Raw genomic sequence first — 26,734 nt, 5'->3', positions numbered from 1 at the left:
TAGGCGCTGCCCGCGCAAAAGAAAAGGGTCAGTTCAACGGGCCGCGGCTTGCTGATGGCATCTCGAGACAGCGGCGCGCGATGGCAAAGGTGGCGTGAATGGCGCCGCTCGTGCCGTCTTCCGTGTAGGACCGGCCGAAGCAGAAGACGGGCCGGTAGAGGCCGGGGCCTGGACGGATCGCCGTGGCGAAGCTGAAGGTGGTGGCAATCGTCGCCGCCTCTTCCAGCGCCAGCAACACCTTCTGCCGTTCGGTCGGCTCATAACGCTGGATCAGGTCCATGACGCCGCACCGGACGCTCGGGATATCGTGCAGTGCGGCCGCCTGTGGGCCGAGCCGCACAAGGCCGGTCGCGAGTTCGGCACTCCATTCCTCGCAGATGAAGGCGTGTTCCAGTTCGCGAGGGTCTATGCCCATGAACTCGGCCACCGAGGCGAGAGGCGTGGGAATCATGATCGGTTTCAATGCCATTCGGTCGGTCCGCAGAGCTTTCAGCCGATGGTGGAGGGATATGCGGCCGGCGACGGCCAGGCCCCCCGGCCCCATCTGGCCGTCGCCGGTTCGGAAAACGCGCGCAAAAGCCCCGCAAGGCCGCTTGCCAAATGGCAAGGATGGTCGTTTACCTATCCTTAAGGGTAGCCGACATCGAGCGACGCCGAAAGCGGAGCGGCTGGTCGTTTACTCCACTGAAAGATGTGTTTTCTCAATTTTTCCCCCAGGAGTTGAGTTTGGCCGGTTTCGTTGTCACCATTGGTCACGATCTTGTCGACCAGTTGCGCGCCTACCGTCTCAAGGTCGGGCTGACGCAGGACGATATCGCGTGGAAGCTGGGCTTCTCCTCCACCACCGTCTCGCGCTGGGAGCGCGGCATCGCGGTGCCCGATCTGAGGGCGACCGGCGCCATCGTCGATTTCCTGCGCCGCGCTGATGCACAGACCGAGCGACGGCTTTTGACCTCGATCCTCGCCTCGCGGGAAAGCCGCAATCTCTGGGAGGGGCCTGACATCCGCTATCTCGGCGGCTCCCAGCAGGAATATCGCGAAAGCCCGGAAATGCGCGCCGTCGTCGGCACCAGCATCCGGCGCTATATTACCGGTTCCTATCGGGATTGCCTGGAAGACCAGGGGTTGGTCGCCAGCCTCTATGCGCGTGAAGTCGCCAGCATCGACATCTACGGACGCACGGCGCTCTCCATGACGTCGATACCGGAGGGATATGTGCAGATGAAGCGGCTCTCCTTCCAGTCGGAGATGCGCGGCATCATCCGCGGCGATACGCATTCGACGCTTATTCCCGTGGCGCAGGCGCCGCATGCCTCCGCCGTCATCGTGCACAGTTGGGATCAGCTGTCGCGCCGGCCCTGACATGCGGCTTTTGCGCCTTGCCGCTGCCCGCCCAATCCGCTAGGGAAACCGCAACGGAAATACAGGAATTTCGGGTATCGCGATGAGCGAAAAGCAGAAAAAACCGCAGAAGCTGAGAGCCCGCCTGCCGCGCGGCTTCGTCGATCGTGATGCCGCGGATATCCGCGCCGTCAACGAAATGATCGCAAAGATCCGCGCGGTCTACGAGCATTACGGCTTCGATCCGGTGGAAACCCCGCTCTTCGAATATACCGATGCGCTCGGAAAATTCCTGCCGGACAGCGATCGCCCGAACGAGGGCGTCTTCTCGTTGCAGGACGATGACGAGCAGTGGATGAGCCTGCGCTACGACCTGACCGCGCCGCTTGCCCGCCATGTCGCGGAAAACTTCAACGAAATCCAGCTGCCCTACCGCACCTACCGCGCCGGCTATGTCTTCCGCAACGAGAAGCCCGGGCCGGGCCGCTTCCGCCAGTTCATGCAGTTCGATGCCGATACCGTCGGTGCCGCTGGCGTCCAGGCGGATGCAGAGATGTGCATGATGATGGCCGACACGATGGAAGCGCTCGGCATTGCCCGCGGCGACTACGTCATCCGCGTCAACAATCGCAAGGTTCTCGACGGGGTCATGGAGGCGATCGGCCTCGGCGGCGAGGACAAGGCGGGTGCCCGCCTTAACGTGCTGCGCGCCATCGACAAACTCGACAAGTTCGGCCCCGAGGGCGTGAAGCTCCTGCTTGGCGCAGGCCGCAAGGATGAATCCGGCGACTTCACCAAGGGCGCGGGGCTGGATGCGGAGCAGATCGAAAAGGTTCTCTTCTTCGTCGGCATCAAGGATTATGCTGAAAGCGCGGCCGACCTCGCAAAGCTGCTCGAAGGCAGTGCGCGTGGTGGGGAAGGTGTCGAGGAGTTGAACCAGATCGGCCATCTCGTCACATCGGCGGGCTACGGTTCGGATCGCGTCAAGATCGACCCCTCCGTCGTGCGCGGCCTCGAATATTACACCGGCCCCGTTTTCGAAGCGGAGCTGCAATTTGCCGTGACCAACGAGAAGGGCGAAAAGGTCGTCTTCGGCTCGGTCGGCGGCGGTGGTCGTTATGACGGCCTCGTGTCGCGCTTCATGGGGCAGCCAGTGCCCGCCACCGGTTTCTCCATCGGCGTCTCGCGCCTGATGACGGCGCTGAAGAACCTCGGCAAGCTTGGTCAGGACGAGGTGATCGCGCCGGTGCTGGTCACCGTCATGGATGGCGACGTCGAGAGCATGGGGCGCTACCAGCGCTTCACGCAGGCGCTGCGCAATGCCGGCATCCGCGCCGAAATGTACCAGGGCAACTGGAAGAAGTTCGGCAACCAGCTCAAATATGCCGACCGCCGCAATGCGCCGATCGCCATCATCCAGGGCGGCGACGAGCGGGCCGAAGGCGTCGTGCAGATCAAGGACCTGATCGAAGGCAAGCGGCTTTCCGGCGAGATCGAGGACAACACGTCCTGGCGCGAGGCGCGTGTCGCGCAGGTCTCCGTGCCGGAAGCCGATCTCGTGGAAAAGGTTCGCGAGATCCTTGCGGCGCAGGCCGAAGACCGGGCGCGGGCTGGCTGACATGCCCCTCGTCAACCTCCCCGCCTTCGCACCCGATCTGATTGCCGATCTGGAAAAGCTCGGCACGGAGCGCGTCGATACACCGGTCATCCAGCCGGCCGAACCCTTCCTCGACATGGCGGGCGAAGACCTGCGCCGGCGCATCTTCATGACGGAGAGCGAGACCGGCAAGAGCCTGTGCCTGCGTCCTGAATTCACCATTCCAGTGTGCCTGCGCCACATCGAAACGGCGACCGGCACGCCGCGGCGCTACGCCTATCTCGGTGAGGTCTTTCGCCAGCGCCGCGAAGGCTCGAACGAATTCTACCAGGCCGGTATCGAAGACCTCGGCGAACCGGATGTCGCGCAGGCCGATGCACGCGCCGTGCGCGATGCCCTGACGGTGCTCGCCAACCGCCTGCCGGGTATAAAGCTGTCGATCGTTCTCGGCGACCAGTCGGTGTTCGAGGCCGTCGTCGCGGCCTGTGGCCTGCCGACCGGCTGGCAGAAGCGGCTGGTCCACGCCTTCGGCAACCAGGCGCAGTTGCAGAAGCTGATGGCCGACCTCTCCGATCCCGCACCGTCCGGCGTCTTCGGCCCCGAGGTCGAGCGCCTTGCCATTCTCGGCAAGCTCGACGACGAGGCGACGCTCATCGCCCATATCGACGAGACCATGGAAGCGACCGGCTATTCCACCAATGCCAGCCGCAGCCCGGCCGACATTGCCAAACGCCTGCGCGAAAAAATGGAACTTGCCAGCACGCGGCTCGACAGCCGCACGTTGGCGCTGCTCAAGGAATTTTTGGCGCTGGAACTCAGCCTTGCCGAAGCATCGAAGGCGCTCGCCGCCTTCGCAGACAAGGCGGGTCTTTCGCTCGGCGAAGCTCTGGAGCGTTTCGAGAGCCGCGTTGCGGCGCTTCGCAAGGTTGGCGTCGATCCCGAAACGATCACGTACCGCGCCGCCTTCGGCCGTCCGCTCGATTATTATACCGGCCTGGTCTTCGAGATCGAAGGCGAGGGCCTGGTGCTTGCCGGTGGCGGTCGTTTCGACCGGTTGCTGACGCTGCTTGGCGCCAAGGAGCGTATTCCTGCTGTCGGCTTCTCGCTCTGGCTCGACCGTATCGCGAGCATGAAGGGAGCCGCCGCATGACCATCACCATCGGCCTTCCGTCCAAGGGGCGCATGAAGGAGGATTCCTCCGCCGTGCTCGCACGCGCCGGTTTCACCGTCACCGCCGTCGGCAATGACCGCTCCTATCGCGGCCGGGTCGAAGGCCGCGACGACATCGAGATCGCCTTCCTGTCCGCGTCCGAAATCTCCCGCGAGATCGCCAACGGCACCGTCGATTTCGGCGTGACGGGCGAGGATCTCGTGCGCGAGGGGCTGGCGGAAGCCGATGCCCGCGTCGAATTCTGCGCCCGCCTCGGCTTCGGCCATGCGGATGTCGTCGTCGCCGTGCCGGAAATCTGGCTCGACGTCGATACGATGGCCGATCTCGGCGACGTCGCCGCCGATTTCCGCGCCCGCCACGGCCGCCGTCTCACCATCGCCACGAAATACTGGCGGCTGACCCAGAAATTCTTCTCCGGCAACCACGGCATCCAGCTCTACCGCATCGTCGAAAGCCTCGGCGCCACGGAAGGCGCGCCGGCATCCGGCTCGGCCGATATCATCGTCGACATCACCTCGACGGGCTCGACGCTGGTGGCCAATCACCTGAAGATCCTCTCCGATGGCGTGATCCTGAAATCCGAAGCCTGCCTCGTACGCGCCCGCAAGCCCGAGCACGAAGGCAATGCGGTGGTGGCGGAGATCATCGAGGCTGTGCGCGGCGTGCTCTGAGGCGCGCGCCGTTCACGACCGGAAAATTCTCAACTCACCCTGACATCCTCCGACAAGCTGTCCTATCTATGAACTCCCATCGCAAGGAGTGCTCCATGGCAGATATGTCGTCCTTCCCCATCACCAAGAAATGGCCAGCCAAGAATCCCGACATCATCCAGCTCTATTCGCTGCCGACGCCGAATGGCGTGAAGGTGTCGATTGCGCTGGAAGAACTCGGCCTTGCCTATGAGGCTCATCGGATCGAGTTCGGGCCGGAGGGCGTCAAATCACCGGACTTCATCTCGCTGAACCCGAACGGGCGCATTCCGGCAATCGTCGATCCGAACGGCCCGGACGGCAAGCCGATCGGCCTTTTTGAATCGGGCGCGATCCTCGTCTATCTCGCCGACAAGACCGGCAAGCTGATCCCGGCCGATCCGGCTGGGCGGTATGAAACACTGGCCTGGGTGATGTTCCAGATGAGCGGCGTCGGCCCGATGTTCGGCCAGTTCGGGCATTTCCACAAATTCGCCGCCGATAAGGTCGCCAACAATTCCTATCCGGTCGAGCGTTATCGGGACGAGTCGAAGCGCCTGCTTTCCATATTGGAAGACCGCCTGAGGGACCGCCAGTTTATCATGGGCGACGAATACACTATTGCCGACATCACGACCTTCCCGTGGATCCGTGGCGCGGATGTCTTCTATGGCGGTCGCGAGGCCCTGGACTATGCGAGTTTCCCCGCCGTCATGGCCTGGCTCGATCGCTGCCTCGCCCGTCCGGCATCCCAGAAGGGTCTCGAGATTCCGGCAAAGCCCTGACGCAAACGAAAAATCCGGCGGCGCGGCGATGAGTTGACGCCGCCCGCCGGCGCGCGGTACGTCTGGGTAAAACAAAGACGGGACGGAAAATATCGTGACGGGAAGACTGGTTGTAGTGGGCGGCGGTCAGGCCGCATTTGCCCTCGTTGCAAAGCTGCGCGCGCTCAAGGACGAGCGGCCGATCACCATCATCGCCGCGGAGGCGAGCCATCCCTACCAACGCCCGCCGCTTTCCAAGAAATACCTGCTCGGCGAGGCCGATCTCAGTCGGCTGATGTTCCGTCCGGAAAACTGGTATCCCGACAACCATGTCGATATCCGCCTGTCTACCGAGGTCACGTCCATTGACCGTGCCGCAAAGACGGTGACGCTGAGCGACGGTTCGACCCTTCACTATACCTATCTCGCGCTCGCCACTGGTGCCACGCCCCGCCGTCTGCCGGCCGGGATCGGCGGCGACCTCGATGGCGTCTTCACGGTACGCGACTATCGCGATGCCGACCGCTTGGGCCTCGAAATGCAGGAGGGCCGCCGGGCGCTAGTCATCGGTGGCGGTTACATCGGCCTTGAAGCCGCCGCCGTCGCACGGGGCAGGGGGTTGCATGTCACCGTCATCGAGATGGCCGACCGCATTCTCGCCCGCGTGGCTTCTCCGGCAACGGCAACCATCCTCAAGGCGATCCACACGGCGCGCGACGTCGACGTGCGTGAAAAGACCGGGCTGGTGCGTCTTCTCGGCGAGAACGGCCGTGTCACCGGGGCGGAATTGACGGACGGGTTCGTGTTGCCGGTCGACGTGGTGATCGCCGGCATCGGCGTGACGGCAAATGATGACCTTGCGCGAGATGCGGGCCTGGAGGTTGCGGGCGGCATTGTCGTGGATACCCATGCCCGCACGTCCGATCCTGCGATCTTCGCGATGGGTGACTGCGCCGTGCTGCCTTTCGAGGGCAATCGCGTCCGGCTCGAATCCGTACAGAACGCCGTCGACCAGGCGGAGGCTGCAGCCGTCGTCATCGCCGGAGGCGATGCGCCCTATCAGCCGAAACCGTGGTTCTGGTCCGACCAGTACGACGTCAAGCTCCAGATCGCCGGCTTCTGCATGGGCTTCGACGAGACGTTCGTCCGCGTCGGTCAGCGCGAGGGAAGCGTCTCCGTCTGGTATTTCCGCGAGGGGCGCCTGATCGCGGTGGACGCCGTCAACGACGCCAAGGCCTATGTGGTCGGCAAGAAGCTGATCGAGATGGGCCGCACACCGGAACGCGCCGCCCTTGAAGACCCGGCGACGGACCTCAAGGCGCTCACGCTCTGAAACGCTTACGTTGCGTGAGTTGCACGACACGACTGTCGCACACTGAGGCAGTTGCATTGTTTTGATATTCGTTAAGTATGATAAAAGGCGGGGCCGGATCGTGCTCCCCAATACTTTCTGAATTCACTCATTTTTTAGGGTTCTCGCGCTGAGTGGGGTCATCTTGATCCCGCCCGGTGACCCTTCATGTATCGCATTCTGACCTGCCTGACCGTCGAGCACGATCTTCGTCTCGTGCTGCTCGCGGCCTTTATCTGCTTCCTGTCCTGCTATGTGGCGGTGACGCTGGCGCAAAGGGCCCGGGCCGCGGAGGGCACGGCGCGCAATCTCTGGCTTGGCGCGGCCGGCATATCCAGCGGCTTCGGCATCTGGTCGACGCATTTCATTGCCATGCTGGCCTATAATCCCGGCGTTGCCATGGGGTTCGACATGGAGCCGACGCTGCTGTCCCTGGCGGTGGCCATCGTCGTGACGACGATGGGGCTCTCGCTCGCCACCTATGTTCCCGGACGAGGCGCCACGGTTGCGGGCGGCGTGCTGCTGGGCGCCGGCATCACCTCCATGCACTATATCGGCATGTCCGCGCTGGAGCTGCCGGGCCATATCGTCTGGGATCATGCCTATGTGGCAGCCTCGGTGGCGTTTGCCGCGATCTTTGGTGCCTTGGCGCTCATCTTCTGCATGCGTCCGCAAGCCGCCGTGCGTGACCGCGCGCTCGCAACCCTGCTCATGGCGCTCGGCGTCGTTTCGCTGCATTTCACGGGCATGGCGGCCGTGACGATCGAGCCGGGCCTGATGCCGGTGAGCGACGATACGATGCTGTCGGCGAGCCTGATGGTGCCGCTGATTGCGGTTGTTGCCTTCTCGCTGCTGTTTGCCGGCATGACCGCCGCCGTCTTTGCCCGGCAGGCGGAGTTGTCCGCCAGCGAAAGCACGCGCCAGTTCGCCATGCTCGTGCAGGGCGTGAAGGATTACGCCATCTACATGCTCGATCCGGAAGGTCGTGTCGCCAACTGGAACGAGGGTGCCGAGCGCAGCAAGGGCTATACGGCGCGCGAGATCGTTGGCCAGCATTTTTCCCGCTTCTACAGCGAGGAGGACCGCGCTGCCGGCCTGCCCGAACAGGCCTTGCGGACGGCGCGGGAGGAAGGCAAATGCGAGAGCGAGGGCTGGCGCCACAAAAAGGACGGCGGCCGGTTCTGGGCGCATGTCGTCATCGATCCCATCTATGATGCCGGCGGCGTGCTCGTCGGTTACGCCAAGATCACCAAGGACGTCACGAAGGAAAAGGCCGATGCCGACCGGCTCGCCGCGGTGACGAAGAACCTTGATCTCGCGCTGGAGAACATGTCGCAGGGCCTTTGCCTGTTCGACAGGGACGAGCACCTGCTCATTGCCAACAAGCGCTACAGCGAAATCTTCGGTTTCGCGGAAGGTCACATCCAGCCCGGCATGACGCTGCGCGAGATCGTCGAGCAGGGTGTCGCCACCTTGTTTGCCGATCCCGATATCCGCCAGGCCAAGGCGCGTGACGTCTATGCGCGCCGGCGCGCTGCCATCCAGGCCAATGACGGCGGCGCCATCGTGGAAAAGCTGCCGAACGGCACCTCGGTGCAACTGCGCTACCGCACGCTGCCGGATGGTGCATGGGTTGCGACCTATGAAGACGTGTCCGATCGCCTGCGCTCCGAAGAGCAGATTTCCTTCCTCGCCCGCCACGACAACCTGACGGGCCTGCCGAACCGCGCGAGCTTCAACAATCGTCTGGAGGCAGACCTCGATTCGGCGCAGCGTTCCGGCGGCAAGGTCGCGGTGATCGGCATCGACCTCGACAAGTTCAAGGAAATCAACGACACGCGCGGCCATGCGGCGGGCGACGAGGTTCTGGTCACGCTGTCGAAGCGCATCGAGACCTGCCTCGAGGCGGATGAAACGATCGCCCGCTTCGGCGGCGATGAATTCGCTGCCGCCAAGCGCTTCGAGGATATGTCCGAGCTGACCGACTTCATCCAGCGTCTTGAAACCTGCCTCAATGCAGAAATCCGTATCGACGGCTACGACATCAAGCCGGGTGCGAGCCTCGGCGTGGCGATCTATCCGCAGGACGCCGACAATATCGAAGCGCTGCTCAACAATGCCGACCTTGCCATGTACCGCGCCAAGGATGCACTGACCCAGACGGTGTGCTTCTACGAGGTTTCCATGGACGAGGCCGCCCGCAGCCGCCGCCTGATCGCCAACGACCTCTGGCAGGCCGTGGAGCGCAAGGAATTGCAACTGCACTACCAGGTGCAGAAGGCGGTCAATACCGGCGAGACGCTCGGCTACGAAGTGCTGCTGCGCTGGCACCATCCGGTGCGTGGCACGATCCCGCCGTCGGACTTCATCCCGATTGCCGAAGAGTGCGGCGCCATCCTGCCGATCGGCGAATGGGTGCTGCGGCAAGCCTGCCGCGAGGCTGCGACCTGGGGCAACGAGCACAAGATCGCCGTCAACCTGTCGCCGGTGCAACTCGGCAATGCCGATGTCGCGGATCTCGTACATCGTGTCCTGCTGGAAACCGGCCTCGACCCGCGTCGGCTGGAGCTGGAGATCACCGAGTCGACCATCATCGGCGACAAGGAGCGCGCATTGCAGACGCTGCGCCGCATCAAGGCTTTCGGCGTCACCATCGCCATCGACGATTTTGGCACGGGCTATTCGTCGCTGGAAACGCTGCGCGCCTTCCCCTTCGACAAGATCAAGCTCGACCGCAGCTTCATGAGCGAAGTCGAGGCAAGCCCCGAGGCCAAGGCCATCATCCGCGCCATTCTGGCGCTCGGCCAGTCGCTGCGTGTACCGGTGCTTGCCGAAGGCGTGGAGACGAGCAGCCAGCTCGCCATCCTTCTGGACGAAGGCTGCGACGAGGCGCAGGGCTATTTCCTCGGGCGTCCGGTGCCCATCGAGCGGATCCGGGTCGACGTGGAGACAAGCGAAGCCGCTTGAGCGGGCTTACTGGCGCTTGAAGCGTCGGCCGGCGAGGTCGATCTGGAAGCGGGGAAAGATGAAGACGCCGATGATCGTGCCGGCGTACTTCTCCTCGAGACCCGTCGATTCACCGACGCAGAACACCGGCTGGCGCGGCGCGCCGTCGAGGTGGATCGTCGTGGAAAAACAGAAGGACGACGAGGTGGCGGCCGCCTGCTCGAAAAGCTCCAGCACGCGCGTGCGGTCGAGCGGCTCGTAGCAGCGGATGAGATTCAGCAGGCCGCAGGCACGCTGCGGCAGGCCATGCGCCAGCGCGGCCTTGTCACCGAGCGTGAACAGGCCGTTGGAAAGATCGCCGGTCCAGCGCTCCGTCACGCAATACTGCGTCAACAGTTCGTTGTCCGTCTCGTCGAATTCCATCGAGCCCGGCAGAAAGGGCGACGAGAGATCAGTCTTGATTATCTTGAACACCCACGACCTCAGGCAGTTGCTCGAATTTTGCCGAACATGTCCGTCCCTTGAGGCCCGTGACATGCTAAAAAGACAGCGTTGGCTGACAACCCCCGAAGTCGGCCGAACCATTTTTCCATGAACTGAACTATACCCGGATCCTACCGTCGATCGGACCGGGTGTACGCGTAAAGACCGCCGCTGACTTTGTTCAGTCCCCGGCGGGTGCTATCCAATGCTTCGGGAAATCCGGCTTCGCAACAAGCCGACAACACAGTGTCGAATTTAGCGCCTGAACCCCGAGTGAATCTGAAAAGTTCACTTGGGGCGCCTTTATAATTAGTTTTCTGATGCCAGCAACGGCTTTTTGATAATTATTGCACGAATGGAAAAATTCTTTTCACGGCAACGATACAGCCCGGCCCTGCAGCAAAGCAGAAAGGGCGGCCCGAAGACCGCCCTTTCCGAACTGAACCGGGTGGCTCAGATATAAGACCCGAAGGCCTTACATCATGTCCATGCCACCCATGCCGCCCATGCCGCCAGGCATGCCGCCAGCGGATTCCTTCTTCGGCAGTTCGGCGATCATGGCTTCCGTCGTGATCAGCAGCGAAGCAACCGAAGCAGCGTTCTGCAGAGCCGTGCGGACAACCTTGACCGGGTCGACGATGCCAAGCGCGATCAGGTCGCCGTATTCGCCGGTCTGGGCGTTGTAGCCGTAGTTGTCTTCGTTCTTGTCGAGGATCTTGCCGACAACGATCGAAGCTTCGTCACCAGCGTTCTCGGCAATCTGGCGAACCAGCGACTGGAGCGCCTTGCGAACGATGTTGATGCCAGCTTCCTGGTCGTCGTTTTCACCCTTGACGGTGATCTTCGTGGAAGAACGCAGCAGGGCAACGCCACCGCCCGGTACGATGCCTTCCTGAACAGCAGCGCGCGTCGCGTTGAGGGCGTCGTCGATGCGGTCCTTCTTTTCCTTCACTTCGACTTCCGTCGAACCGCCGACGCGGATGACGGCAACGCCGCCAGCGAGCTTGGCAAGACGTTCCTGCAGCTTCTCGCGGTCGTAGTCGGAGGTGGTTTCTTCGATCTGAGCCTTGATCTGCGCGACGCGGCCTTCGATTTCAGCCTTCTGGCCGGCACCGTCGACGATCGTCGTGTTTTCCTTGGAGATCGAAACCTTCTTCGAACGGCCGAGCATGTCGAGCGTTACGTTTTCAAGCTTGATGCCGAGGTCTTCGGAGATGACAGTGCCGCCCGTCAGGATGGCAATGTCTTCCAGCATGGCCTTGCGGCGGTCGCCGAAGCCAGGAGCCTTGACGGCAGCGATCTTGAGGCCGCCACGCAGCTTGTTGACGACGAGCGTTGCGAGGGCTTCGCCTTCGACGTCTTCAGCGATGATGACCAGCGGCTTGCCGGTCTGAACGACGGCTTCGAGAACCGGCAGCATTGCCTGAAGGTTCGAGAGCTTCTTTTCGTGCAGGAGAATGAAAGCGTCTTCGAGGTCGGCGATCATCTTTTCCGGGTTGGTCACGAAGTAGGGCGACAGGTAGCCGCGGTCGAACTGCATGCCTTCGACGACTTCGAGTTCGGTTTCGGCGGTCTTGGCTTCTTCAACCGTGATGACGCCTTCGTTGCCGACCTTCTGCATGGCTTCAGCAATGTCGAGACCGACCTGCTTGTCGCCGTTTGCGGAGATCGTGCCGACCTGGGCAACTTCTTCCGAGGTGTTGATCTTCTTGGCCTTGGCCTGGAGATCCTTGACGACTTCAGCAACGGCGAGATCGATGCCGCGCTTCAGGTCCATCGGGTTCATGCCGGCGGCAACAGCCTTGTGGCCTTCGCGAACGATAGCCTGGGCAAGAACGGTTGCGGTCGTCGTGCCGTCGCCGGCGATGTCGTTGGTCTTGGAAGCGACTTCGCGAACGAGCTGGGCGCCCATATTCTCGAACTTGTCTTCCAGTTCGATTTCCTTGGCGACGGAAACGCCGTCCTTGGTGATGCGCGGTGCGCCGAAGGACTTGTCGATAACGACGTTACGACCCTTCGGGCCGAGCGTTACCTTGACTGCGTCTGCGAGAACGTCGACGCCACGCAGCATCTTTTCGCGCGCGGTGCGGCCGAATTTGACTTCTTTGGCTGCCATTGTGTGAACTCCTGAAAGAGGTATCAGCGAATTTCGGAAAGGGATTTATCGGCTAGATCAGCCGATGACGCCCATGATGTCGGCTTCCTTCATGATCAGAAGGTCTTCGCCGTCGAGCTTGACTTCGGTGCCCGACCACTTGCCGAACAGAACGCGGTCGCCAGCCTTGACGTCCAGCGGAACAACCTTGCCGGACTCGTCACGAGCGCCGGAACCGACGGCGACGATTTCGCCTTCCTGCGGCTTTTCCTTGGCGGTGTCAGGAATGATGATGCCGCCCTTGGTCTTGGCTTCAGATTCAACGCGACGAACGACGACGCGATCGTGAAGCGGGCGGAAGGTGGTGCTTGCCATTGTCTTATCCCTCGATCGAATGACATTGCGGATCCCGAACTGGATCCGATGGATGAGTGTTAGCACTCACCGTTTAGGAGTGCTAGCGGCCTGGAGATAGGCGGTGGGGCTTTTCGAGTCAAGAAGAGCGACCGGAAATTATTTTGCCGCGAATGGTTACCGCTGCCGCCAGATGGGAGCGAAATCGCACGCCATCAAGTCAGGCTGATGAATTTCCGGCAGTTTCCCCGCCGATGCGGCAAAATTGTGTGGAGAGGCTTGTTTTCTTGGCGTCGCTTTGCAATGTCAGCCGGGCTCGACCTCGACACGGGAATCCCTGATGGCTCACCGCATCCAATCCTTCCGCGATATCACCGCGCACTATGACGTGGTGCTCTGCGACGTCTGGGGCGTCCTGCACAATGGCGTCGAAGCCTTTTCGTATGCCTCGGAGGCACTCGCCGAGGCCCGCGCGGCCGGCCTCACCGTCGTGCTCATCACCAATTCGCCGCGCCCGCATCCGGGCGTGAAAGTGCAGATCCGCGGCCTCGGCGTCACCGATGATTCTTATGATCGTATCGTCACATCGGGCGACGTCACCCGTGCGCTGATCGCGCAAGGCCCGAAGAAGATCTATTTCATCGGCGCGGAAAAGGACTTGGCCCTGCTCGATGGCCTAGGCGTCGAGCTGGTCGGCCTGGAGGAGGCGGGCATCGTCGTCTGCGCCGGCCTTCGCGAAGACGAGAAGGATACCGTCGAGGATTATCGCGCGGAGCTGACCGCGCTCGCCGCGAAAAAGCTGCCCTTCATCTGCGCCAACCCCGACCTCGTCGTCGAGCGCGGCCACCGCCTCATTCCCTGTGCCGGTGCGCTTGCCAAGCTCTATGAAGAGCTCGGCTGCACCAGCCAGATCGCCGGCAAGCCGCATCGGCCGATCTACGAAAAGTCGATTGCGGAGGCTGAGGACGTGCGCGGCGCCTTCGACCTGTCGCGCGTCATCGCCATCGGCGACGGCATGCCGACCGATGTACGCGGCGCTGAAGCCTTCGGTCTCGATGTGCTCTATATTTCCGGCGGCATCCATGCGCAGGAATATGTTGAAGCCGGCCGCACGGACGAGGCAAGATTGGAACGCTTTCTCGCTCAGGAAAATGCCCACCCGAAGTGGTGGATGCCCCGGCTGCAGTGACGGGACGGAGACGGTCGGCATGACGGTATTTCACAGGAACGAGACGAAACAGCCGCTGCCGGAGCATCTGCGCGGCGGCGTCATTGCAATCGGCAATTTCGACGGCGTGCACCGCGGCCACCAGGCTGTTCTGCAACGGGCGCTCGATCTTGCCGCCGAGCGCGGCATCCCCGCCCTCGTGCTGACCTTCGAGCCCCATCCGCGCACCGTCTTCCGACCGGAGCGCCCCGTCTTCCGTCTGACGCCGGCACCGTTGAAGGCCCGCATCCTCGAAGGCATGGGTTTTTCCGCCGTCATCGAATATCCCTTCGATCGCAACTTCTCCGAAATATCGGCGCACGACTTCATCCGCGCCATCCTGATGGATTGGCTGCACGCCTCCGAGGTCGTCACCGGCTTCGATTTCCATTTCGGTAAGGGCAGGGAAGGCGGCCCGGCCTTCCTGATGGCCGCTGGCCAGGACAATGGTTTCGGCGTCACACTGGTCGATGCCTTTCGCGACGAGAATGCCTCGGTGATCTCGTCGAGCTTCGTCCGTGCCCTGCTTGGAGAGGGAGCCGTCGTCGAGGCGTCCGGCCAGCTCGGTTACCACTATACGGTCGAGGCCGAGGTGATCGGCGGCAAGCAGCTCGGCCGCACATTGGGCTATCCGACCGCCAACATGCAGCTTCCGCCGGAAGTGGAATTGCGCAACGGCATCTATGCTGTGCGGTTCCGCCGCCCGGATGGCAGCCTGCACGACGGCGTCGCCAGCTATGGCCGCCGCCCGACGGTCACCTCGAATGGCGTGCCGCTGCTCGAAACCTTCCTCTTCGATTTCTCCGGCGACCTCTACGGCGAAGTCTCCGCCGTCTCCTTCTTCGGGCACCTGCGCGACGAGCTGAAATTCGACGGCCTCGATGCCCTTGTCGTGCAGATGAAGCGTGACGAGGAGGAGGCGCGGGCGCTGCTTTCCGGCGTCAAGCCGCTCGGGGCGATCGACCAGCGCCTCTGTTTCTGAAGGGAACGACGGCTTTCCGGTGTGCCCCGTCTTTTCAAAGCTGCGAAAAGGCCGTAATACCGCGCGCATGATGCTCAACCGGCTGACCATCGATCTGCGAATTAGTGGCCCGGCTTTCCGCGCGCTCTAAGCGAGAGCCGGAAGGTCCGGGATTTTGGGCGTTTCCAGAACTTCCCGCCGTCAGAACAAGCATTTCCAGGAAAAGTGCCAAGCGGTTTTCCGTCCGGGAATGCGAAGTAAAATGACAATATCCCCGCATGCGCAAAATGCGCGCGAAAAAGACGATAGCCATATCCATGACCGATACGCCCGAAAAAGTCGATTATTCCGCCACCCTCTACCTGCCGCAGACGGATTTCCCGATGCGCGCTGGCCTGCCGACGAAGGAGCCGGAAACGGTGGCCCGCTGGCAGAAGATGGGTCTCTACAAGAGGCTGCGCGCCTCCGCCGCCGGCCGTGAAAAGTTCGTGCTGCACGACGGCCCGCCCTATGCCAACGGCAACATCCATATCGGCCACGCGCTGAACAAGATCCTCAAGGACGTCATCACCCGCTCGTTCCAGATGCGCGGCTATGACTCCAACTACGTGCCCGGCTGGGACTGCCACGGCCTTCCGATCGAATGGAAGATCGAGGAAAAGTACCGCGAGAAGGGCAAGAACAAGGACGAGGTTCCGGTCAACGAGTTCCGCCAGGAATGCCGCGACTTCGCGGCCGGCTGGATCAAGATCCAGTCCGACGAGTTCAAGCGCCTCGGCATCGAGGGCGACTTCGACAATCCCTACACGACGATGAACTTCCATGCGGAATCGCGCATCGCCGGCGAACTCCTGAAGATCGCCAAGAGCGGCCAACTCTATCGCGGCTCGAAGCCGGTCATGTGGTCGGTTGTCGAACGCACGGCGCTGGCCGAAGCCGAAGTCGAATATGCCGATGTCGAGAGCGACATGATCTGGGTAAAGTTCCCGATCATCCCAACGGTTTATGACACTCACGTTCCTAAAGGACAGCAGGTTCCGACGGTCGGAATGGAAGCCGATTTCAACGGCGCGTTCGTTGTCATCTGGACGACCACGCCTTGGACAATCCCGGGCAACCGTGCGATCGCCTTTTCGTCACGCTATCCATATGGCTTGTTCGAAGTGGAAAGCGCACAGAACGATTTCGGCCCGCAGCCGGGCGAGAGGCTTATCTTTGCAACGCGCCTTGCCGATGAAGCTGCTGCCAAGGCAAAGCTCACCTTCAAATTCGTCCGTAACGTTGCGCCAGAAGAGTTGGCAGCGATCGTCTGCGAGCATCCTCTACGGGAGCTTGGCTACGATTTTCCAGTACCGCTACTCGACGGCGACCACGTCACCGACGATGCCGGTACCGGCTTCGTGCACACCGCACCGAGCCACGGCCGCGAAGACTTTGACGCCTGGACGTCGAAGGCTCGCGAACTGGAAGCGCGCGGCATCTCTTCGAAGATCCCGTTCCCGGTCGACGATGCCGGCTTCTACACCGCCGACGCCCCTGGTTTCGACGGCGCGCGCGTCATGGACGACAACGGCAAGAAGGGCGACGCCAACGAGCGCGTCATCAAGGCGCTGATCGCCTCGAACACGCTGTTCGCCCGCGGTCGCCTGAAGCACTCGTATCCGCATTCCTGGCGCTCCAAGAAGCCGGTCATCTTCCGCAACACGCCGCAGTGGTTCGTCTACATGGACAAGGAGCTCGGCGACGGCACGACGCTGCGCTCGCGTTCGCTGAAGGCGATCGACGACACGCGCTTCGTGCCCGCGGCCGGTCAGAACCGCCTGCGCGCCATGATCGAAGCCCGTCCGGACTGGGTGCTGTCGCGCCAGCGCGCCTGGGGCGTCCCGATCGCCGTCTTCGCTGACGAGAATGGCAACGTGCTCGTCGATGAGGCCGTCAATGCCCGCATCCTCGAAGCCTTCGAGCAGGAAGGTGCGGACGCCTGGTTCGCCGAGGGCGCCAAGGCACGTTTCCTTGGCCCCGACCACGACCAGTCCAAGTGGACGCAGGTCATGGACATCTTGGATGTCTGGTTCGACTCGGGCTCGACGCACACCTTCACGCTGGAAGACCGCCCGGACCTGAAATGGCCTGCCGACGTCTATCTGGAAGGCTCCGACCAGCATCGCGGCTGGTTCCACTCGTCGCTGCTCGAAAGCTGCGCGACGCGTGGCCGCGCGCCCTACAATGCCGTCGTCACCCATGGCTTCACCATGGACGAGAAGGGCGAGAAGCAGTCGAAGTCCAAGGGCAACGTCGTCTCGCCGCAGGACGTCATGAAGGAATCGGGCGCCGATATCCTGCGTCTCTGGGTGATGACCACCGACTACTGGGAAGATCAGCGCCTCGGCAAGACGATCATCCAGACCAACATCGACGCCTACCGCAAGCTGCGCAACACGGTGCGCTGGATGCTGGGCACGCTGGCGCACGATACGGGCGAGGAGATCGCCTATGCCGATATGCCGGAGCTGGAAAAGCTGATGCTGCATCGGCTGTCGGAACTCGATGCGCTCGTGCGCGAAGGCTACGACGCCTTCGACTTCAAGAAGATCACCCGCGCGCTCATCGATTTTTCGAACGTCGAGCTCTCGGCCTTCTACTTCGACGTCCGCAAGGATGCGCTCTACTGCGACGCCCCGTCCTCGCTGAAGCGCCGCGCCTCGCTCTCGGTCATCCGTAAGCTGTTCGACTGCCTCGTCACCTGGCTGGCACCCATGCTGCCCTTCACGATGGAAGAGGCCTGGCTGTCGCGCAAGCCCGATGCCGTATCGGTCCATCTCGAGCAGTTCCCGGACGTGCCGGCCGAATGGCGCAACGATGCGCTGGAAGCCAAGTGGGAAAAGATCCGCAGCGTGCGTTCGGTCGTCACCGGCGCGCTCGAGATCGAGCGCCGCGAGAAGCGCATCGGCGCCTCGCTGGAAGCGGCTCCAGTCGTCTACATAAACGACCCGGCGCTGCTGGAAGCGCTCGAAGGCCAGGATTTTGCGGAAATCTGCATCACCTCGGCCATATCGGTTGTCTCCGGCGATGGCCCGGCTGACGCCTTCCGCCTGCCGGAGGTCGCCAAGGTCGCGGTCGAGCCGAAGCTTGCCGAGGGCACAAAGTGCGCGCGCTCCTGGCGCATCACCACGGATGTCGGCGCGGATGCGGACTATCCGGATGTCTCGGCGCGTGACGCTGCGGCACTGCGCGAAATCGGCTTTCGTCGCGCCGCCTGACGGGTCTGCCTGTTGACGGCCGGGGCTTTCCGGCCGTCGATCCCCCGGATGAATTGCACTTCCATGCTTCATCCGGTATTGCTGCCTGAAAATGGTCGGATTTTTCCGCCATGGCACGGCGATCTATTGCCGTGCTTGAGCTTTGGGGCGCCGGCTCTGCTGGAAGGGTATTCATGGGAATGACGCGAAATATTCGGGTGCGTACCGGCCTGATCGGTCTTTTGGGCGGAAGTTTCCTTTTGACCGGCTGCATGGGACCGACCTACGGCACGGGCAAGAGCGCCGGCGAACAGCTGGTGGAAGATGTCGGCAACGCCGTCATGGTTCAGCCCGACAATGAGGAAGCGAAAAATATCCGCTACCAGCCGCGCGGCGGCCTCGTTGTGCCGAAGGATCAAACCGCACTCACCACGCCGCAGGATTCTGTTTCCGGCAAGAACAATCCGGGATGGCTGGAAAGCCCCGAAGACATGCGCCAACGCCTGCGGGCGGAAGCGGATGAAAACAGCGGTGACGTGAACTACCGGTCTCCGCTCGCCAATCAGGGTACGACGAACCGCAAGCTCTCCGCATCCGAGCAGACGGCCGCCTATCGCGAGGCACGCCGGCTGGAGATGGGCGCCTATTCCGACAAGCGCCGCTACCTGAGCGATCCGCCGCTGGACTACCGCCGCCTTCCCGAGGAGGCTCAGGCCGATCTCGGTGAGCCGGAAAAGACCAAGGAGCGTCGCCGCAAGAAGGAAGCCAAGGCGGCCAAGCAGGGCGGGTCTAGCTGGTGGCCGTTCTAAGGCCATGAAGGCTTATCGCATTCGTCCGGCGTCGGTTGACGACGCCGCGATCATCCTGCGGTTCATCCGCGAACTTGCCGACTATGAAAAAGCGCTGCACGAAGTCGCAGCGACGGAACAGAGCATTGCCGCCTCGCTTTTCGGCGAAGGCTCGGTCAGCGACGCCGCCATCTGCGAGACCGAGGACGGCGAACCCGCTGGCTCCGCCGTGTGGTTCAAGACCTATTCCACCTGGCAGGCGAAGAACTGCCTTTATCTCGAAGACCTTTATGTGACGCCCGACCATCGCGGCGCCGGCGTCGGCAAGATGCTGCTGCGCCATCTCGCGCGCACCGCGCTTGATGAGGGGTGCGCGCGGTTCGAGTGGAGCGTGCTCGACTGGAATACGCCGGCGATCCGCGTCTATGATGCGATCGGCGCCGAGCCCAAGCCGGAATGGGTCCGCTACCGGCTGGATGGTGAAAAACTTCGTCAGTTCGCCGCTGGATAAATCCCAAAGTTTTGATCAGCGCCGTTCGGCGAAGAAATCCTTCAGGATTTCCGCAGCCTCCAGGCCGCCGATGCCGGAATAGACGTCCGGTGCATGGTGGCAGGTCGGTTGCGCGAAGAAGCGCACGCCATTGTCCACCGCGCCGCCCTTCGGGTCCTCTGCGCCGTAGTACAGCCGGCGGATCCGGGCGAAGGAAATGGCGGCGGCGCAGAGTGTGCAGGGCTCCAGCGTCACGTAGAGATCGGCGCCGGTGAGACGCTCCTGGCCGAGTTTGCGGGCGGCCTCGCGGATGACGGCAACCTCGGCATGGGCGGTCACATCGGTCTCCGCCCGCGTCCGGTTGCCGGATTGCGCGATGATCGTGCCATCGAGCACCAGCACGGCCCCGACCGGCACTTCGCCCCGTTCGCCGGCCGCGCGCGCCTCGCAAAGCGCGATCTCCATGAAGCGATTTGTCATCGCACAACGAATTCCTCTTAACCCGGGGCGTGTGACCTGATAGGACACGCCAAAACGCAGGCAACACAAATGACATTCAAAGACAAGCCAAAACGGCCGGGCGACAAGCCCGAGGGCCGTGATCGTAAGCCGCGTGGCGCCGCATCGGCCGCACCGGGCAAGAAATCCTTTTCGGCTGAAAAGCCTGCGGGCCGCAAACCCGAGGGCAAATCGTTCTCCGGAAAGCCGGCCCCGCGGGACGGTAAGCCTCCCCGTGATGGCAAGCCCGCCCGTGATGCACGGCCTGCCAAGGCAGCGCCGGCCGCCTCGGCCAGCACAGATCTTGCGCCCGAGCGCATTTCCAAGCTGCTCGCCCGCGCGGGCGTCGCCTCGCGTCGTGATATCGAGCGCATGATCATGGAAGGCCGCGTCAGCGTGAACGGCAAGGTGCTGGAGACGCCGGTCGTCAACGCCACCTTCGCCGACCACATCGAGGTCGACGGCCAGCCGATCCGCGGCATCGAGCGCACGCGCCTCTGGCTCTACAACAAGCCGGCGGGTCTCGTGACCACCAATGCCGACCCGGAAGGCCGCCCGACCGTCTTCGACAACCTGCCCGAAGACCTGCCGCGCGTCATGTCTATCGGCCGCCTCGACATCAACACCGAAGGTCTGCTGCTGCTGACCAACGATGGCGGCCTTGCCCGCATGCTGGAACTGCCGACGACCGGCTGGCTGCGCCGCTACCGCGTGCGCGCTCATGGCAAGATCGAGCAGGCCGATCTCGACAAGCTGAAGGACGGCATCGCCGTCGAAGGCGTGCTCTACGGCGCGATCGATGCGACGCTCGACAAGGTGCAGGGCACCAACGTCTGGATCACCGTCAGCCTTCGTGAAGGCAAGAACCGCGAAATCAAGAACGTGCTCGGTGCGCTTGGTCTCGACGTGAACCGCCTGATCCGCATTTCCTACGGCCCGTTCCAGCTCGGCGAACTGCCGGAAGGCCAGGCACAGGAAATCCGCGGCCGCACGCTGCGCGACCAGCTCGGCCCCCGCCTGATCGAGGAAGCCAAGGCGAATTTCGATGCGCCGCTGTTCGATCATGCGCCGGATGAGGACGAGAAACCCGCGAAAAAGGGTCGCGACGCCGCACCTGGCTGGGGTGAACGTCCCGCCGAGCGCCGCGAGAAGCCGGAAGACCGTCGCGAAAAGGCCCGCGCGCGGCTCGATACCAAGCGCGACGACCGCTTTGGTGACAAGCCGCGTGGCGGCCCGCGCGATCGGGATCGCGAAGAAAACACGTTCGACAGCAAGCCGAAGCGCGAGCCCGCCAACCGTGCCCGCAAGTCCAACGTCTGGATGGCGCCCGGCGCCCGTCCCGTTGCCGAAAAGAAGGCCGAGACGTCTGAAGGCGTGAAGCGCGAACCGCGGGAACGTCCCGAAGGCGCGCCGAAGACCAAGCGCTACGGCAGGACAGCCGATGGCGCGCCGACACGCTCGGCAAAGAAGTTCGATCCCGACCGCAAGGGACCGGCGCGCGGCCGCCCCGGCGACGACCGGGCAGACAAGCCCCGTGTCCTGAAGACGCGTGACGAAGACGGCGAATGGATCCGCGCCAGCGAGCCGGAAAAGAGCGACCGTGACGACGGTGGTCGCGGTGGCTTCGGCCGCCCGCGCTCCGGTGCCGGCGACGACCGCGCGCCCCGCGGTTTCGGTGACCGTCCGCCGCGTGGCGACCGCAAACCGCGCGCCGAGGGTGAACGCTCGTTCGTTGATCGTCCGCCCCGCGGCGATCGTAAACCGCGTGCGGAAGGCGAACGTTCCTTCGGTGCCCGCCCGGCCCACGGCGACCGCAAGCCACGCGCAGAAGGCGAGCGTTCCTTCGGTGATCGCAAGCCCAGGGCAGAGGGCGAACGCACGTTCTCCGACCGTCCGCCGCGCCGTGATGGCGGCAAGCCGTTCGGCGCAAAGCCTTCCGGTGGCAAATCCTTCGGCGGCAAGCCGGGTGGTCGCCCGTCCGGCGGTAAGCCTGCCGGCAAGCCCGGTGGCCGGCCTTCGGGCGGCCCGCGCGGCAAGGGGAAGTAATCAGCAGTGCGGATCGTCGGCGGAGAGTTTCGCGGCCGTTCGCTTGCAACGCCGAAGTCGGATGACATTCGTCCGACTTCGGACCGCACGCGCGAAAGCCTGTTCAACATCCTGTCCCATGCCTATCCTGAAGCGCTCGACGGCACACGCGTGCTCGATCTCTTCGCGGGAACGGGTGCCGTTGGCCTGGAGGCGATGTCGCGCGGCGCCCGCGCGGCACTCTTCGTCGAGCAGAGCGTCGAGGGCAGGGGGCTTCTGCATTCAAACATCGAAACGCTCGGCGTCATCGGCCGCGCCAAGATTTTCCGGCGCGATGCCACAGCGCTCGGCGTCGTCGGCACGGTGGAACCATTCGATTTCCTGTTCGCCGATCCGCCCTACGCCAAGGGCCTCGGTGAACGCGCGCTCGATGCAGCAGCCCGCGGCGGCTGGCTCGTCGACGGCGCCCTTGCGATCCTCGAGGAGCGCGCCGATATTCAGCCTGCCGCCATCGATGGTTTCGATCTTCTCGAGGTCCGCACCTTCGGCGACACACGCATGCATTTCTACCGCTACCGGGCCGGCTGATCCGCCAGGCCTCCGCAGAGGACGCCAGCGATGACCGAAGCCTTCGTTTCCGTTGACAGCCTGCGTGCCGGCGGCCCGACCGTCGCGATCGCGCTCGGCGGCGGTGGTGCACGCGGCCTTGCCCACATCCATGTCATCGAGGTGCTGGACGAACTCGGCATCCGCCCGGTGCTGATTTCGGGCGCCTCCATCGGCGCCATCATGGGCGCCGCCATGGCGGCCGGCATGACGGGCAAGGAAATCCGCGAACACACGCTTGCCACCATCGGCCATCCGAGCCGCATCATGAACCGGCTGTGGAGCCTGCGCCCCACACGGTTTTCAGAAGTCGTCGCCGGTGGTTTTCGCGTCGGGCAATTCAACCTCGAACGCGTGTTAAAGGCTTTTCTGCCGGATCGCCTGCCGGAAACCTTCGAAGACCTGCAAATCCCGCTGAAGGTCATCGCGTCGGATTACTACGGCCAGTGCGAATGCGTTTGCGAGAGCGGCGCGCTCTTCCCGGCGATCGCCGCCTCCGCGGCACTGCCCGCCGTCTTTCGCCCGGTGCTGATCGACGGGCGCGTGATGATCGACGGCGGCCTGTGGAACCCGGTGCCGTTCGATCATCTGAGAGGGCATGCGGACATCACCATCGGCGTCGACGTCATCGGCCACCCGCCGGCCGGTACCGCGGGCCTGCCGAACAGCATCGACAGCCTCTATGGCGCAACCCAGCTCACCATGCGATCCATCGTCACGCTGAAGCTGGAAAAGGCTGCACCCGACATCTTCCTGCAACCCGATGTCGGTCGTTTCCGCGTGCTCGATTTCGCCAAGGCCGAGGAGGTGCTTACCGCCTCCTCCGGCATCCGCGACGAGCTGAAACGGTCGCTCGATGCAAAGCTGTCCGCTTTGGCCTAGGCGCTTTCTTCCTCGTCGACTTCGGCCTGCGTCTTGTTCTTCGGCTTGACCAGCGGCTCCGGCTTGACGGGCTTGAAGTGCAGCATGTGCCGGCCGGCCGTCAGGCCCTCGACGGCCTGCAGTTCCAGCCGTGCGACGTCGCGGCGGCGGATGTCGTCGCCGATCGCCAGTGCATCTTCCGGCTCGACGCCGAGTTCTTCCAGCGTTTCGCGACCGAAGAGCAGGGCGGATTCGAAGGTCTCGCGCACGTCGTGCTGCACCCCGCGGGCACGCAGCGATAGCGTGTGCACGCGGTCGTAGGAGCGGGCGAAGATCGTCGCATTCGGGTACTCCGACTGCACGAGGTCGACGATGCTGTCCGTGGTCGCCTTGCCCTGTGTGCAGATGGCGACGATCTTGGCGCGCTCGATGCCGGCGGCGCGCAGCACGTCTTTGCGCGTGCCGTCACCGAAATAGATGCGGAAGCCGAAGCTTGCCGCCTGGCGCACGCGGTCGGTCGAATGGTCGATGACGGTCACCTCGCGCCCGCCGGCCAGCAGGATCTGCGCGGCGATCTGGCCGAAGCGCGAAAAACCGATCATCAGCACGTCGGCGCCGGCCCCCTCGAAATCCTCCTCCATCTCCTCCTCGATATCCTCGACCAGCAGGAAGCGGGACAGTGCTGCCGCAATTGGCGTCAGTGCCATGGAAATGGTGACGATGGCGACGAGCAGCGAGGCGAGCCCGCCGGAAAAGATGCCGGCGGCAGAGGCTGCCGTGAACAGCACGAAACCGAATTCACCGCCCTGCGGCAGGACAAGCGCAATGCGCACCGCGTCGTTGTGCGATGAGCCGGTGAAGCGGCAGAGGCCGTAGATCACGAAACTCTTCACCAGCATGACGGTTGGCGTGGCGATCAGGATGGTCAGCCAGCCGGAAAAGATGACGTCGAGATGCAACGAAAGGCCGACGGCCATGAAGAACAGCCCCAGCAGGATACCGCGGAAGGGCTCCACATCCGCCTGCAATTCATGGCGGTAGGAGGAGTCCGCGAGCAGCACGCCGGCCAGGAAGGCGCCCATTGCCATGGAGAGGCCGGCCATCTGCAGCAGCATGGCGGCGGCGAGCACGACGAAGAGAGCCGCCGCAATCATCGCTTCGCGTGCGCCGGTGCGGGCAATGATCTGGAACAGCGGGTTGAGCAGGTAGCGGCCGGCCACCAGCAGCGCGGTGATAGCGGAAAGGGCGATCATGAAGTCCTGGAAGGCGGTCGTCGTGTCCTCCGGCGCCTGCTCCGCCAAAAGCGGGATCAATGCCAGCAGCGGCACGATGGCCAGATCCTGGAACAGCAGCATGGAGAAGGCGCGCTGGCCATAGCGCGTGTTCGTGTCGCCCTTCTCATCGAGGATCTGCATGGCGAAGGCAGTGGAGGAGAGCGCAAGGCCGAAACCGATGATGAGCGCTCCGTCCCAGTGCTCCATGCCCGTCACGAAGGTCAGCCCCGCCAGCACCAGCCCGGTGACGACGACCTGCGCCAGGCCGAGCCCGAAAATATCGTGCCGCATCGCCCAGAGGCGTGAGGGTTTCAGCTCCAGCCCGATGAGGAACAGCAGGAAGACGACGCCCAGTTCGGCGACGCCCAGAAGCTCTTCACCGTCGCGGATCTGGTGCAGAATCGGGCCGATCACCACGCCTGCGGCGAGGTAGCCGAGAATGGTGCCGAGCCCCAGCCGCTTGAAGATTGGCGCCGCGAGAAGCGCGCCGCCGAGCATCAGCAGGACCTCGTTATAGGGGCTGTGGGTGTAGGGCATGCGGCAGGCTTTCTTCGAGAGGCGGCGGTCGCAGGGCAAAAAAGGGACGGCTGCCCTTGATGCCTGTGCTACTGCACAATAAATGGGGCAGCAAAGAAAGGCCAAGTCATGTCAGAGACGATCGATTCCGCAAGCCTTCTCGCGCGCGCCGGCGAACTTATCGACCGCGCCATCCAGGCGGGAGCGGATGCGGCCGATGCTGTCGTCGTTCGCGGCCGCTCCAGTTCCGTCAGCGTGCGCCTCGGCAAGGTCGAAGGCACCGAGGCCTCGGAGGGCGATGACTTCTCGCTGCGCGTCTTCGTCGGCAAGCGCGTCGCCAGCGTCTCGGCCAATCCCGGCTTCGACCTGAAGGTGCTCGCCGAGCGCGCCGTCGCCATGGCGAAGGCCTCGCCGGAAGATCCCTACGCGACGCTCGCCGACGAGGCCGACCTCGCACGCGACTGGCCGGATCTCGAACTCTACGACCCGACGGAAGTCTCCGCCGAGCAGCTGACCGAGGCAGCACTTGCCGCCGAAGCTGCGGCCCTTGCCGTCTCCGGCATCACCAACTCCGGCGGCGGCGGCGCCTCCGCCGGCATGGGCGGCCTCGTGCTCGCCACCTCGCATGGCTTTTCCGGCGCCTACAGCGCCAGCCGCTTCGGCCGCTCCGTCAGCGTCATCGCCGGCGAAGGCACCAAGATGGAGCGCGACTACGATTTCGATTCGAGCCTCTACTTCGCCGATCTGCGCGATGCCGAAGACATCGGCCGCGAGGCCGCGGCGCGTGCCGTGCGCCGGCTGAACCCGCGCCAGGTGCCGACGGCGAAGAATGTCACCGTCGTCTTCGATCCCCGCGTGGCGCGCGGCATCGCCGGCCACATTGCCGGTGCGATCAACGGCGCCTCCGTCGCCCGCAAGACGAGTTTTCTGCGCGACCGCATGGGCAAGCAGGTCCTGAAGGCCGGCCTCACCGTTACCGATGATCCGCTCATCGTGCGCGGCTCGTCCTCCCGCCCGTTCGACGGCGAGGGCATCTCCGGCGAGCGCCTGGCGATGATCGAGGACGGCGTGTTGCAGCACTGGTTCCTCTCCACATCCACCGCCAACGAACTCGGCCTCAAGACCAACGGCCGCGGCGCGCGCGGCGGCACTTCGGTCAACCCGGCCTCCACCAACCTCGCGCTGGAGCCGGGCGATATCTCGCCGGAAGACCTGATCCGCTCCGTCGGCAACGGCTTTTACATTACCGAGCTGATCGGCCAGGGCGTCAACATGGTGACGGGCGAATACAGCCGCGGCGCCTCCGGCTACTGGATCGAGAACGGCGAGCTGACGTTTGCCGTCTCGGAAGTCACCATCGCGTCCAACCTCGTCGACATGTTCATGCGCATCACGCCGGCGAATGACATCGATCGCTCGTTCGGCGTTGCCGCGCCGACGCTTGCCATCGAAGGCATGACGCTTGCCGGGACATGAGG

The 26,734-nt window shown here is 63.6% G+C and carries 23 protein-coding genes; 16 read left to right on the top strand and 7 right to left on the bottom strand.

Going from position 1 to position 26,734, the window contains the following annotated elements; genetic code table 11:
• Positions 1 to 28 precede the first annotated feature (28 nt).
• Complete coding sequence (locus tag BSY16_RS10980; protein WP_150129933.1) at positions 29 to 451, bottom strand: hypothetical protein; 423 nt, start codon at positions 449 to 451, stop codon at positions 29 to 31.
• Between the two features lie 275 nt (positions 452 to 726).
• Here BSY16_RS10980 and BSY16_RS10975 point away from each other — a divergent pair, with 275 nt between their 5' ends.
• From BSY16_RS10975 to BSY16_RS10945, 7 genes are all read left to right on the top strand, one after another.
• A complete protein-coding gene (locus BSY16_RS10975) occupies positions 727 to 1,362 on the top strand; it encodes a helix-turn-helix domain-containing protein (protein ID WP_069059695.1) in 636 nt (211 codons plus the stop codon).
• Positions 1,363 to 1,444: 82 nt separating this feature from the next.
• The gene (gene hisS, locus BSY16_RS10970; RefSeq protein ID WP_069059694.1) at positions 1,445 to 2,959 is read left to right on the top strand and encodes a histidine--tRNA ligase; all 1,515 of its coding nucleotides are present in this window, start codon (positions 1,445 to 1,447) and stop codon (positions 2,957 to 2,959) included.
• A 1-nt stretch (position 2,960) separates the two neighbouring features.
• Entirely contained in the window at positions 2,961 to 4,088 is a 1,128-nt protein-coding gene (locus BSY16_RS10965; protein ID WP_069061495.1) for an ATP phosphoribosyltransferase regulatory subunit, read from the top strand.
• Positions 4,085 to 4,780 carry an ATP phosphoribosyltransferase gene (gene hisG, locus BSY16_RS10960; protein WP_069059693.1) on the top strand — a complete coding sequence of 232 codons (696 nt, stop codon included), beginning with the start codon at positions 4,085 to 4,087 and terminating at the stop codon, positions 4,778 to 4,780. Before BSY16_RS10965 ends, hisG begins: the two co-directional genes overlap by 4 nt.
• Positions 4,781 to 4,875: 95 nt before the next feature.
• Positions 4,876 to 5,583, top strand: a complete 708-nt coding sequence (locus BSY16_RS10955) for a glutathione S-transferase C-terminal domain-containing protein (RefSeq protein ID WP_069059692.1) — start codon at positions 4,876 to 4,878, stop codon at positions 5,581 to 5,583.
• A 94-nt stretch (positions 5,584 to 5,677) separates the two neighbouring features.
• The gene (locus BSY16_RS10950) at positions 5,678 to 6,895 is read left to right on the top strand and encodes an NAD(P)/FAD-dependent oxidoreductase (RefSeq protein ID WP_069059691.1); all 1,218 of its coding nucleotides are present in this window, start codon (positions 5,678 to 5,680) and stop codon (positions 6,893 to 6,895) included.
• Positions 6,896 to 7,081: 186 nt separating this feature from the next.
• A complete protein-coding gene (locus tag BSY16_RS10945) occupies positions 7,082 to 9,880 on the top strand; it encodes a bifunctional diguanylate cyclase/phosphodiesterase (RefSeq protein ID WP_069059690.1) in 2,799 nt (932 codons plus the stop codon).
• A gap of 6 nt (positions 9,881 to 9,886) precedes the next feature.
• On the opposite strand, the gene BSY16_RS10940 is transcribed toward BSY16_RS10945, so the two are convergent.
• The 3 genes from BSY16_RS10940 to groES form a co-directional block, all read right to left on the bottom strand.
• Positions 9,887 to 10,333, bottom strand: a complete 447-nt coding sequence (locus tag BSY16_RS10940; RefSeq protein ID WP_069059689.1) for a hypothetical protein — start codon at positions 10,331 to 10,333, stop codon at positions 9,887 to 9,889.
• Between the two features lie 484 nt (positions 10,334 to 10,817).
• Positions 10,818 to 12,458 (bottom strand): chaperonin GroEL, encoded by a 1,641-nt coding sequence (gene groL, locus BSY16_RS10935; protein ID WP_069059688.1) that lies wholly within the window; start codon positions 12,456 to 12,458, stop codon positions 10,818 to 10,820.
• Between the two features lie 57 nt (positions 12,459 to 12,515).
• On the bottom strand, positions 12,516 to 12,812 hold the full coding sequence (gene groES, locus BSY16_RS10930) for a co-chaperone GroES (RefSeq protein WP_069059687.1): 297 nt from the start codon (positions 12,810 to 12,812) through the stop codon (positions 12,516 to 12,518).
• A gap of 319 nt (positions 12,813 to 13,131) precedes the next feature.
• Between groES and BSY16_RS10925 the strand changes: the two genes are divergently transcribed.
• Together BSY16_RS10925 and BSY16_RS10920 are read left to right on the top strand one after the other, a co-directional pair.
• Positions 13,132 to 13,980: a TIGR01459 family HAD-type hydrolase gene (locus BSY16_RS10925; protein WP_069059686.1), complete on the top strand. Its 849-nt coding sequence runs from the start codon at positions 13,132 to 13,134 to the stop codon at positions 13,978 to 13,980.
• A 19-nt stretch (positions 13,981 to 13,999) separates the two neighbouring features.
• Complete coding sequence (locus tag BSY16_RS10920) at positions 14,000 to 14,980, top strand: bifunctional riboflavin kinase/FAD synthetase (protein WP_069059685.1); 981 nt, start codon at positions 14,000 to 14,002, stop codon at positions 14,978 to 14,980.
• Between the two features lie 34 nt (positions 14,981 to 15,014).
• Here the strand turns inward: BSY16_RS10920 and BSY16_RS31935 are convergent, their stop codons facing one another.
• Positions 15,015 to 15,278: a hypothetical protein gene (locus tag BSY16_RS31935; RefSeq protein ID WP_150129932.1), complete on the bottom strand. Its 264-nt coding sequence runs from the start codon at positions 15,276 to 15,278 to the stop codon at positions 15,015 to 15,017.
• Between BSY16_RS31935 and ileS the strand changes: the two genes are divergently transcribed.
• From ileS to BSY16_RS10905, 3 genes are all read left to right on the top strand, one after another.
• Positions 15,277 to 18,219 (top strand): isoleucine--tRNA ligase, encoded by a 2,943-nt coding sequence (gene ileS, locus BSY16_RS10915; protein WP_069061494.1) that lies wholly within the window; start codon positions 15,277 to 15,279, stop codon positions 18,217 to 18,219. The two genes, BSY16_RS31935 and ileS, sit on opposite strands and share 2 nt — an antisense overlap.
• A 173-nt stretch (positions 18,220 to 18,392) precedes the next feature.
• Positions 18,393 to 19,007: a hypothetical protein gene (locus tag BSY16_RS10910; protein ID WP_069059684.1), complete on the top strand. Its 615-nt coding sequence runs from the start codon at positions 18,393 to 18,395 to the stop codon at positions 19,005 to 19,007.
• A gap of 4 nt (positions 19,008 to 19,011) precedes the next feature.
• The gene (locus BSY16_RS10905) at positions 19,012 to 19,497 is read left to right on the top strand and encodes a GNAT family N-acetyltransferase (RefSeq protein ID WP_069059683.1); all 486 of its coding nucleotides are present in this window, start codon (positions 19,012 to 19,014) and stop codon (positions 19,495 to 19,497) included.
• Between the two features lie 15 nt (positions 19,498 to 19,512).
• On the opposite strand, the gene BSY16_RS10900 is transcribed toward BSY16_RS10905, so the two are convergent.
• Positions 19,513 to 19,956 carry a nucleoside deaminase gene (locus tag BSY16_RS10900; RefSeq protein WP_069059682.1) on the bottom strand — a complete coding sequence of 148 codons (444 nt, stop codon included), beginning with the start codon at positions 19,954 to 19,956 and terminating at the stop codon, positions 19,513 to 19,515.
• A gap of 69 nt (positions 19,957 to 20,025) precedes the next feature.
• Here BSY16_RS10900 and BSY16_RS10895 point away from each other — a divergent pair, with 69 nt between their 5' ends.
• Genes BSY16_RS10895 through BSY16_RS10885 form a run of 3 tightly spaced genes read left to right on the top strand, consistent with a single transcriptional unit; the run spans position 20,026 to position 23,487 of the window.
• Positions 20,026 to 22,020, top strand: coding sequence for a pseudouridine synthase (locus tag BSY16_RS10895; RefSeq protein ID WP_069059681.1), 1,995 nt, complete (start codon positions 20,026 to 20,028; stop codon positions 22,018 to 22,020).
• Positions 22,021 to 22,026: 6 nt separating this feature from the next.
• Positions 22,027 to 22,587: a 16S rRNA (guanine(966)-N(2))-methyltransferase RsmD gene (gene rsmD, locus BSY16_RS10890; RefSeq protein WP_069059680.1), complete on the top strand. Its 561-nt coding sequence runs from the start codon at positions 22,027 to 22,029 to the stop codon at positions 22,585 to 22,587.
• Between the two features lie 30 nt (positions 22,588 to 22,617).
• Positions 22,618 to 23,487, top strand: coding sequence for a patatin-like phospholipase family protein (locus BSY16_RS10885; protein ID WP_069059679.1), 870 nt, complete (start codon positions 22,618 to 22,620; stop codon positions 23,485 to 23,487).
• Here the strand turns inward: BSY16_RS10885 and BSY16_RS10880 are convergent.
• Positions 23,484 to 25,277, bottom strand: a complete 1,794-nt coding sequence (locus tag BSY16_RS10880) for a monovalent cation:proton antiporter-2 (CPA2) family protein (protein WP_069059678.1) — start codon at positions 25,275 to 25,277, stop codon at positions 23,484 to 23,486. The genes BSY16_RS10885 and BSY16_RS10880 overlap by 4 nt on opposite strands.
• Positions 25,278 to 25,385: 108 nt before the next feature.
• Here BSY16_RS10880 and BSY16_RS10875 point away from each other — a divergent pair, with 108 nt between their 5' ends.
• Complete coding sequence (locus tag BSY16_RS10875; protein WP_069059677.1) at positions 25,386 to 26,732, top strand: TldD/PmbA family protein; 1,347 nt, start codon at positions 25,386 to 25,388, stop codon at positions 26,730 to 26,732.
• Positions 26,733 to 26,734: the final 2 nt, after the last annotated feature.

Origin of the sequence: Sinorhizobium sp. RAC02 (assembly GCF_001713395.1) — a bacterium.
Classification (GTDB): Bacteria; Pseudomonadota; Alphaproteobacteria; order Rhizobiales; family Rhizobiaceae; genus Shinella.
Note: the sequence above shows the minus strand (reverse complement) of the source record. Positions and strands in the feature narration are given on the sequence as shown.

Coding starts and splice junctions, on each gene's coding strand:
- BSY16_RS10905 (WP_069059683.1), top strand. CDS start 19,012: ATGAAGGCTTATCGCATTCGTCCGGCGTCGGTTGACGACGCCGCGATC.
- BSY16_RS10955 (WP_069059692.1), top strand. CDS start 4,876: ATGGCAGATATGTCGTCCTTCCCCATCACCAAGAAATGGCCAGCCAAG.
- BSY16_RS10875 (WP_069059677.1), top strand. CDS start 25,386: ATGTCAGAGACGATCGATTCCGCAAGCCTTCTCGCGCGCGCCGGCGAA.
- hisG (WP_069059693.1), top strand. CDS start 4,085: ATGACCATCACCATCGGCCTTCCGTCCAAGGGGCGCATGAAGGAGGAT.
- BSY16_RS10945 (WP_069059690.1), top strand. CDS start 7,082: ATGTATCGCATTCTGACCTGCCTGACCGTCGAGCACGATCTTCGTCTC.
- ileS (WP_069061494.1), top strand. CDS start 15,277: ATGACCGATACGCCCGAAAAAGTCGATTATTCCGCCACCCTCTACCTG.
- groES (WP_069059687.1), bottom strand. CDS start 12,812: ATGGCAAGCACCACCTTCCGCCCGCTTCACGATCGCGTCGTCGTTCGT.
- groL (WP_069059688.1), bottom strand. CDS start 12,458: ATGGCAGCCAAAGAAGTCAAATTCGGCCGCACCGCGCGCGAAAAGATG.
- BSY16_RS10925 (WP_069059686.1), top strand. CDS start 13,132: ATGGCTCACCGCATCCAATCCTTCCGCGATATCACCGCGCACTATGAC.
- BSY16_RS10885 (WP_069059679.1), top strand. CDS start 22,618: ATGACCGAAGCCTTCGTTTCCGTTGACAGCCTGCGTGCCGGCGGCCCG.
- BSY16_RS10900 (WP_069059682.1), bottom strand. CDS start 19,956: ATGACAAATCGCTTCATGGAGATCGCGCTTTGCGAGGCGCGCGCGGCC.
- BSY16_RS31935 (WP_150129932.1), bottom strand. CDS start 15,278: ATGGATATGGCTATCGTCTTTTTCGCGCGCATTTTGCGCATGCGGGGA.
- BSY16_RS10965 (WP_069061495.1), top strand. CDS start 2,961: ATGCCCCTCGTCAACCTCCCCGCCTTCGCACCCGATCTGATTGCCGAT.
- BSY16_RS10880 (WP_069059678.1), bottom strand. CDS start 25,277: ATGCCCTACACCCACAGCCCCTATAACGAGGTCCTGCTGATGCTCGGC.
- hisS (WP_069059694.1), top strand. CDS start 1,445: ATGAGCGAAAAGCAGAAAAAACCGCAGAAGCTGAGAGCCCGCCTGCCG.
- BSY16_RS10980 (WP_150129933.1), bottom strand. CDS start 451: ATGATTCCCACGCCTCTCGCCTCGGTGGCCGAGTTCATGGGCATAGAC.
- BSY16_RS10910 (WP_069059684.1), top strand. CDS start 18,393: ATGGGAATGACGCGAAATATTCGGGTGCGTACCGGCCTGATCGGTCTT.
- BSY16_RS10895 (WP_069059681.1), top strand. CDS start 20,026: ATGACATTCAAAGACAAGCCAAAACGGCCGGGCGACAAGCCCGAGGGC.
- BSY16_RS10920 (WP_069059685.1), top strand. CDS start 14,000: ATGACGGTATTTCACAGGAACGAGACGAAACAGCCGCTGCCGGAGCAT.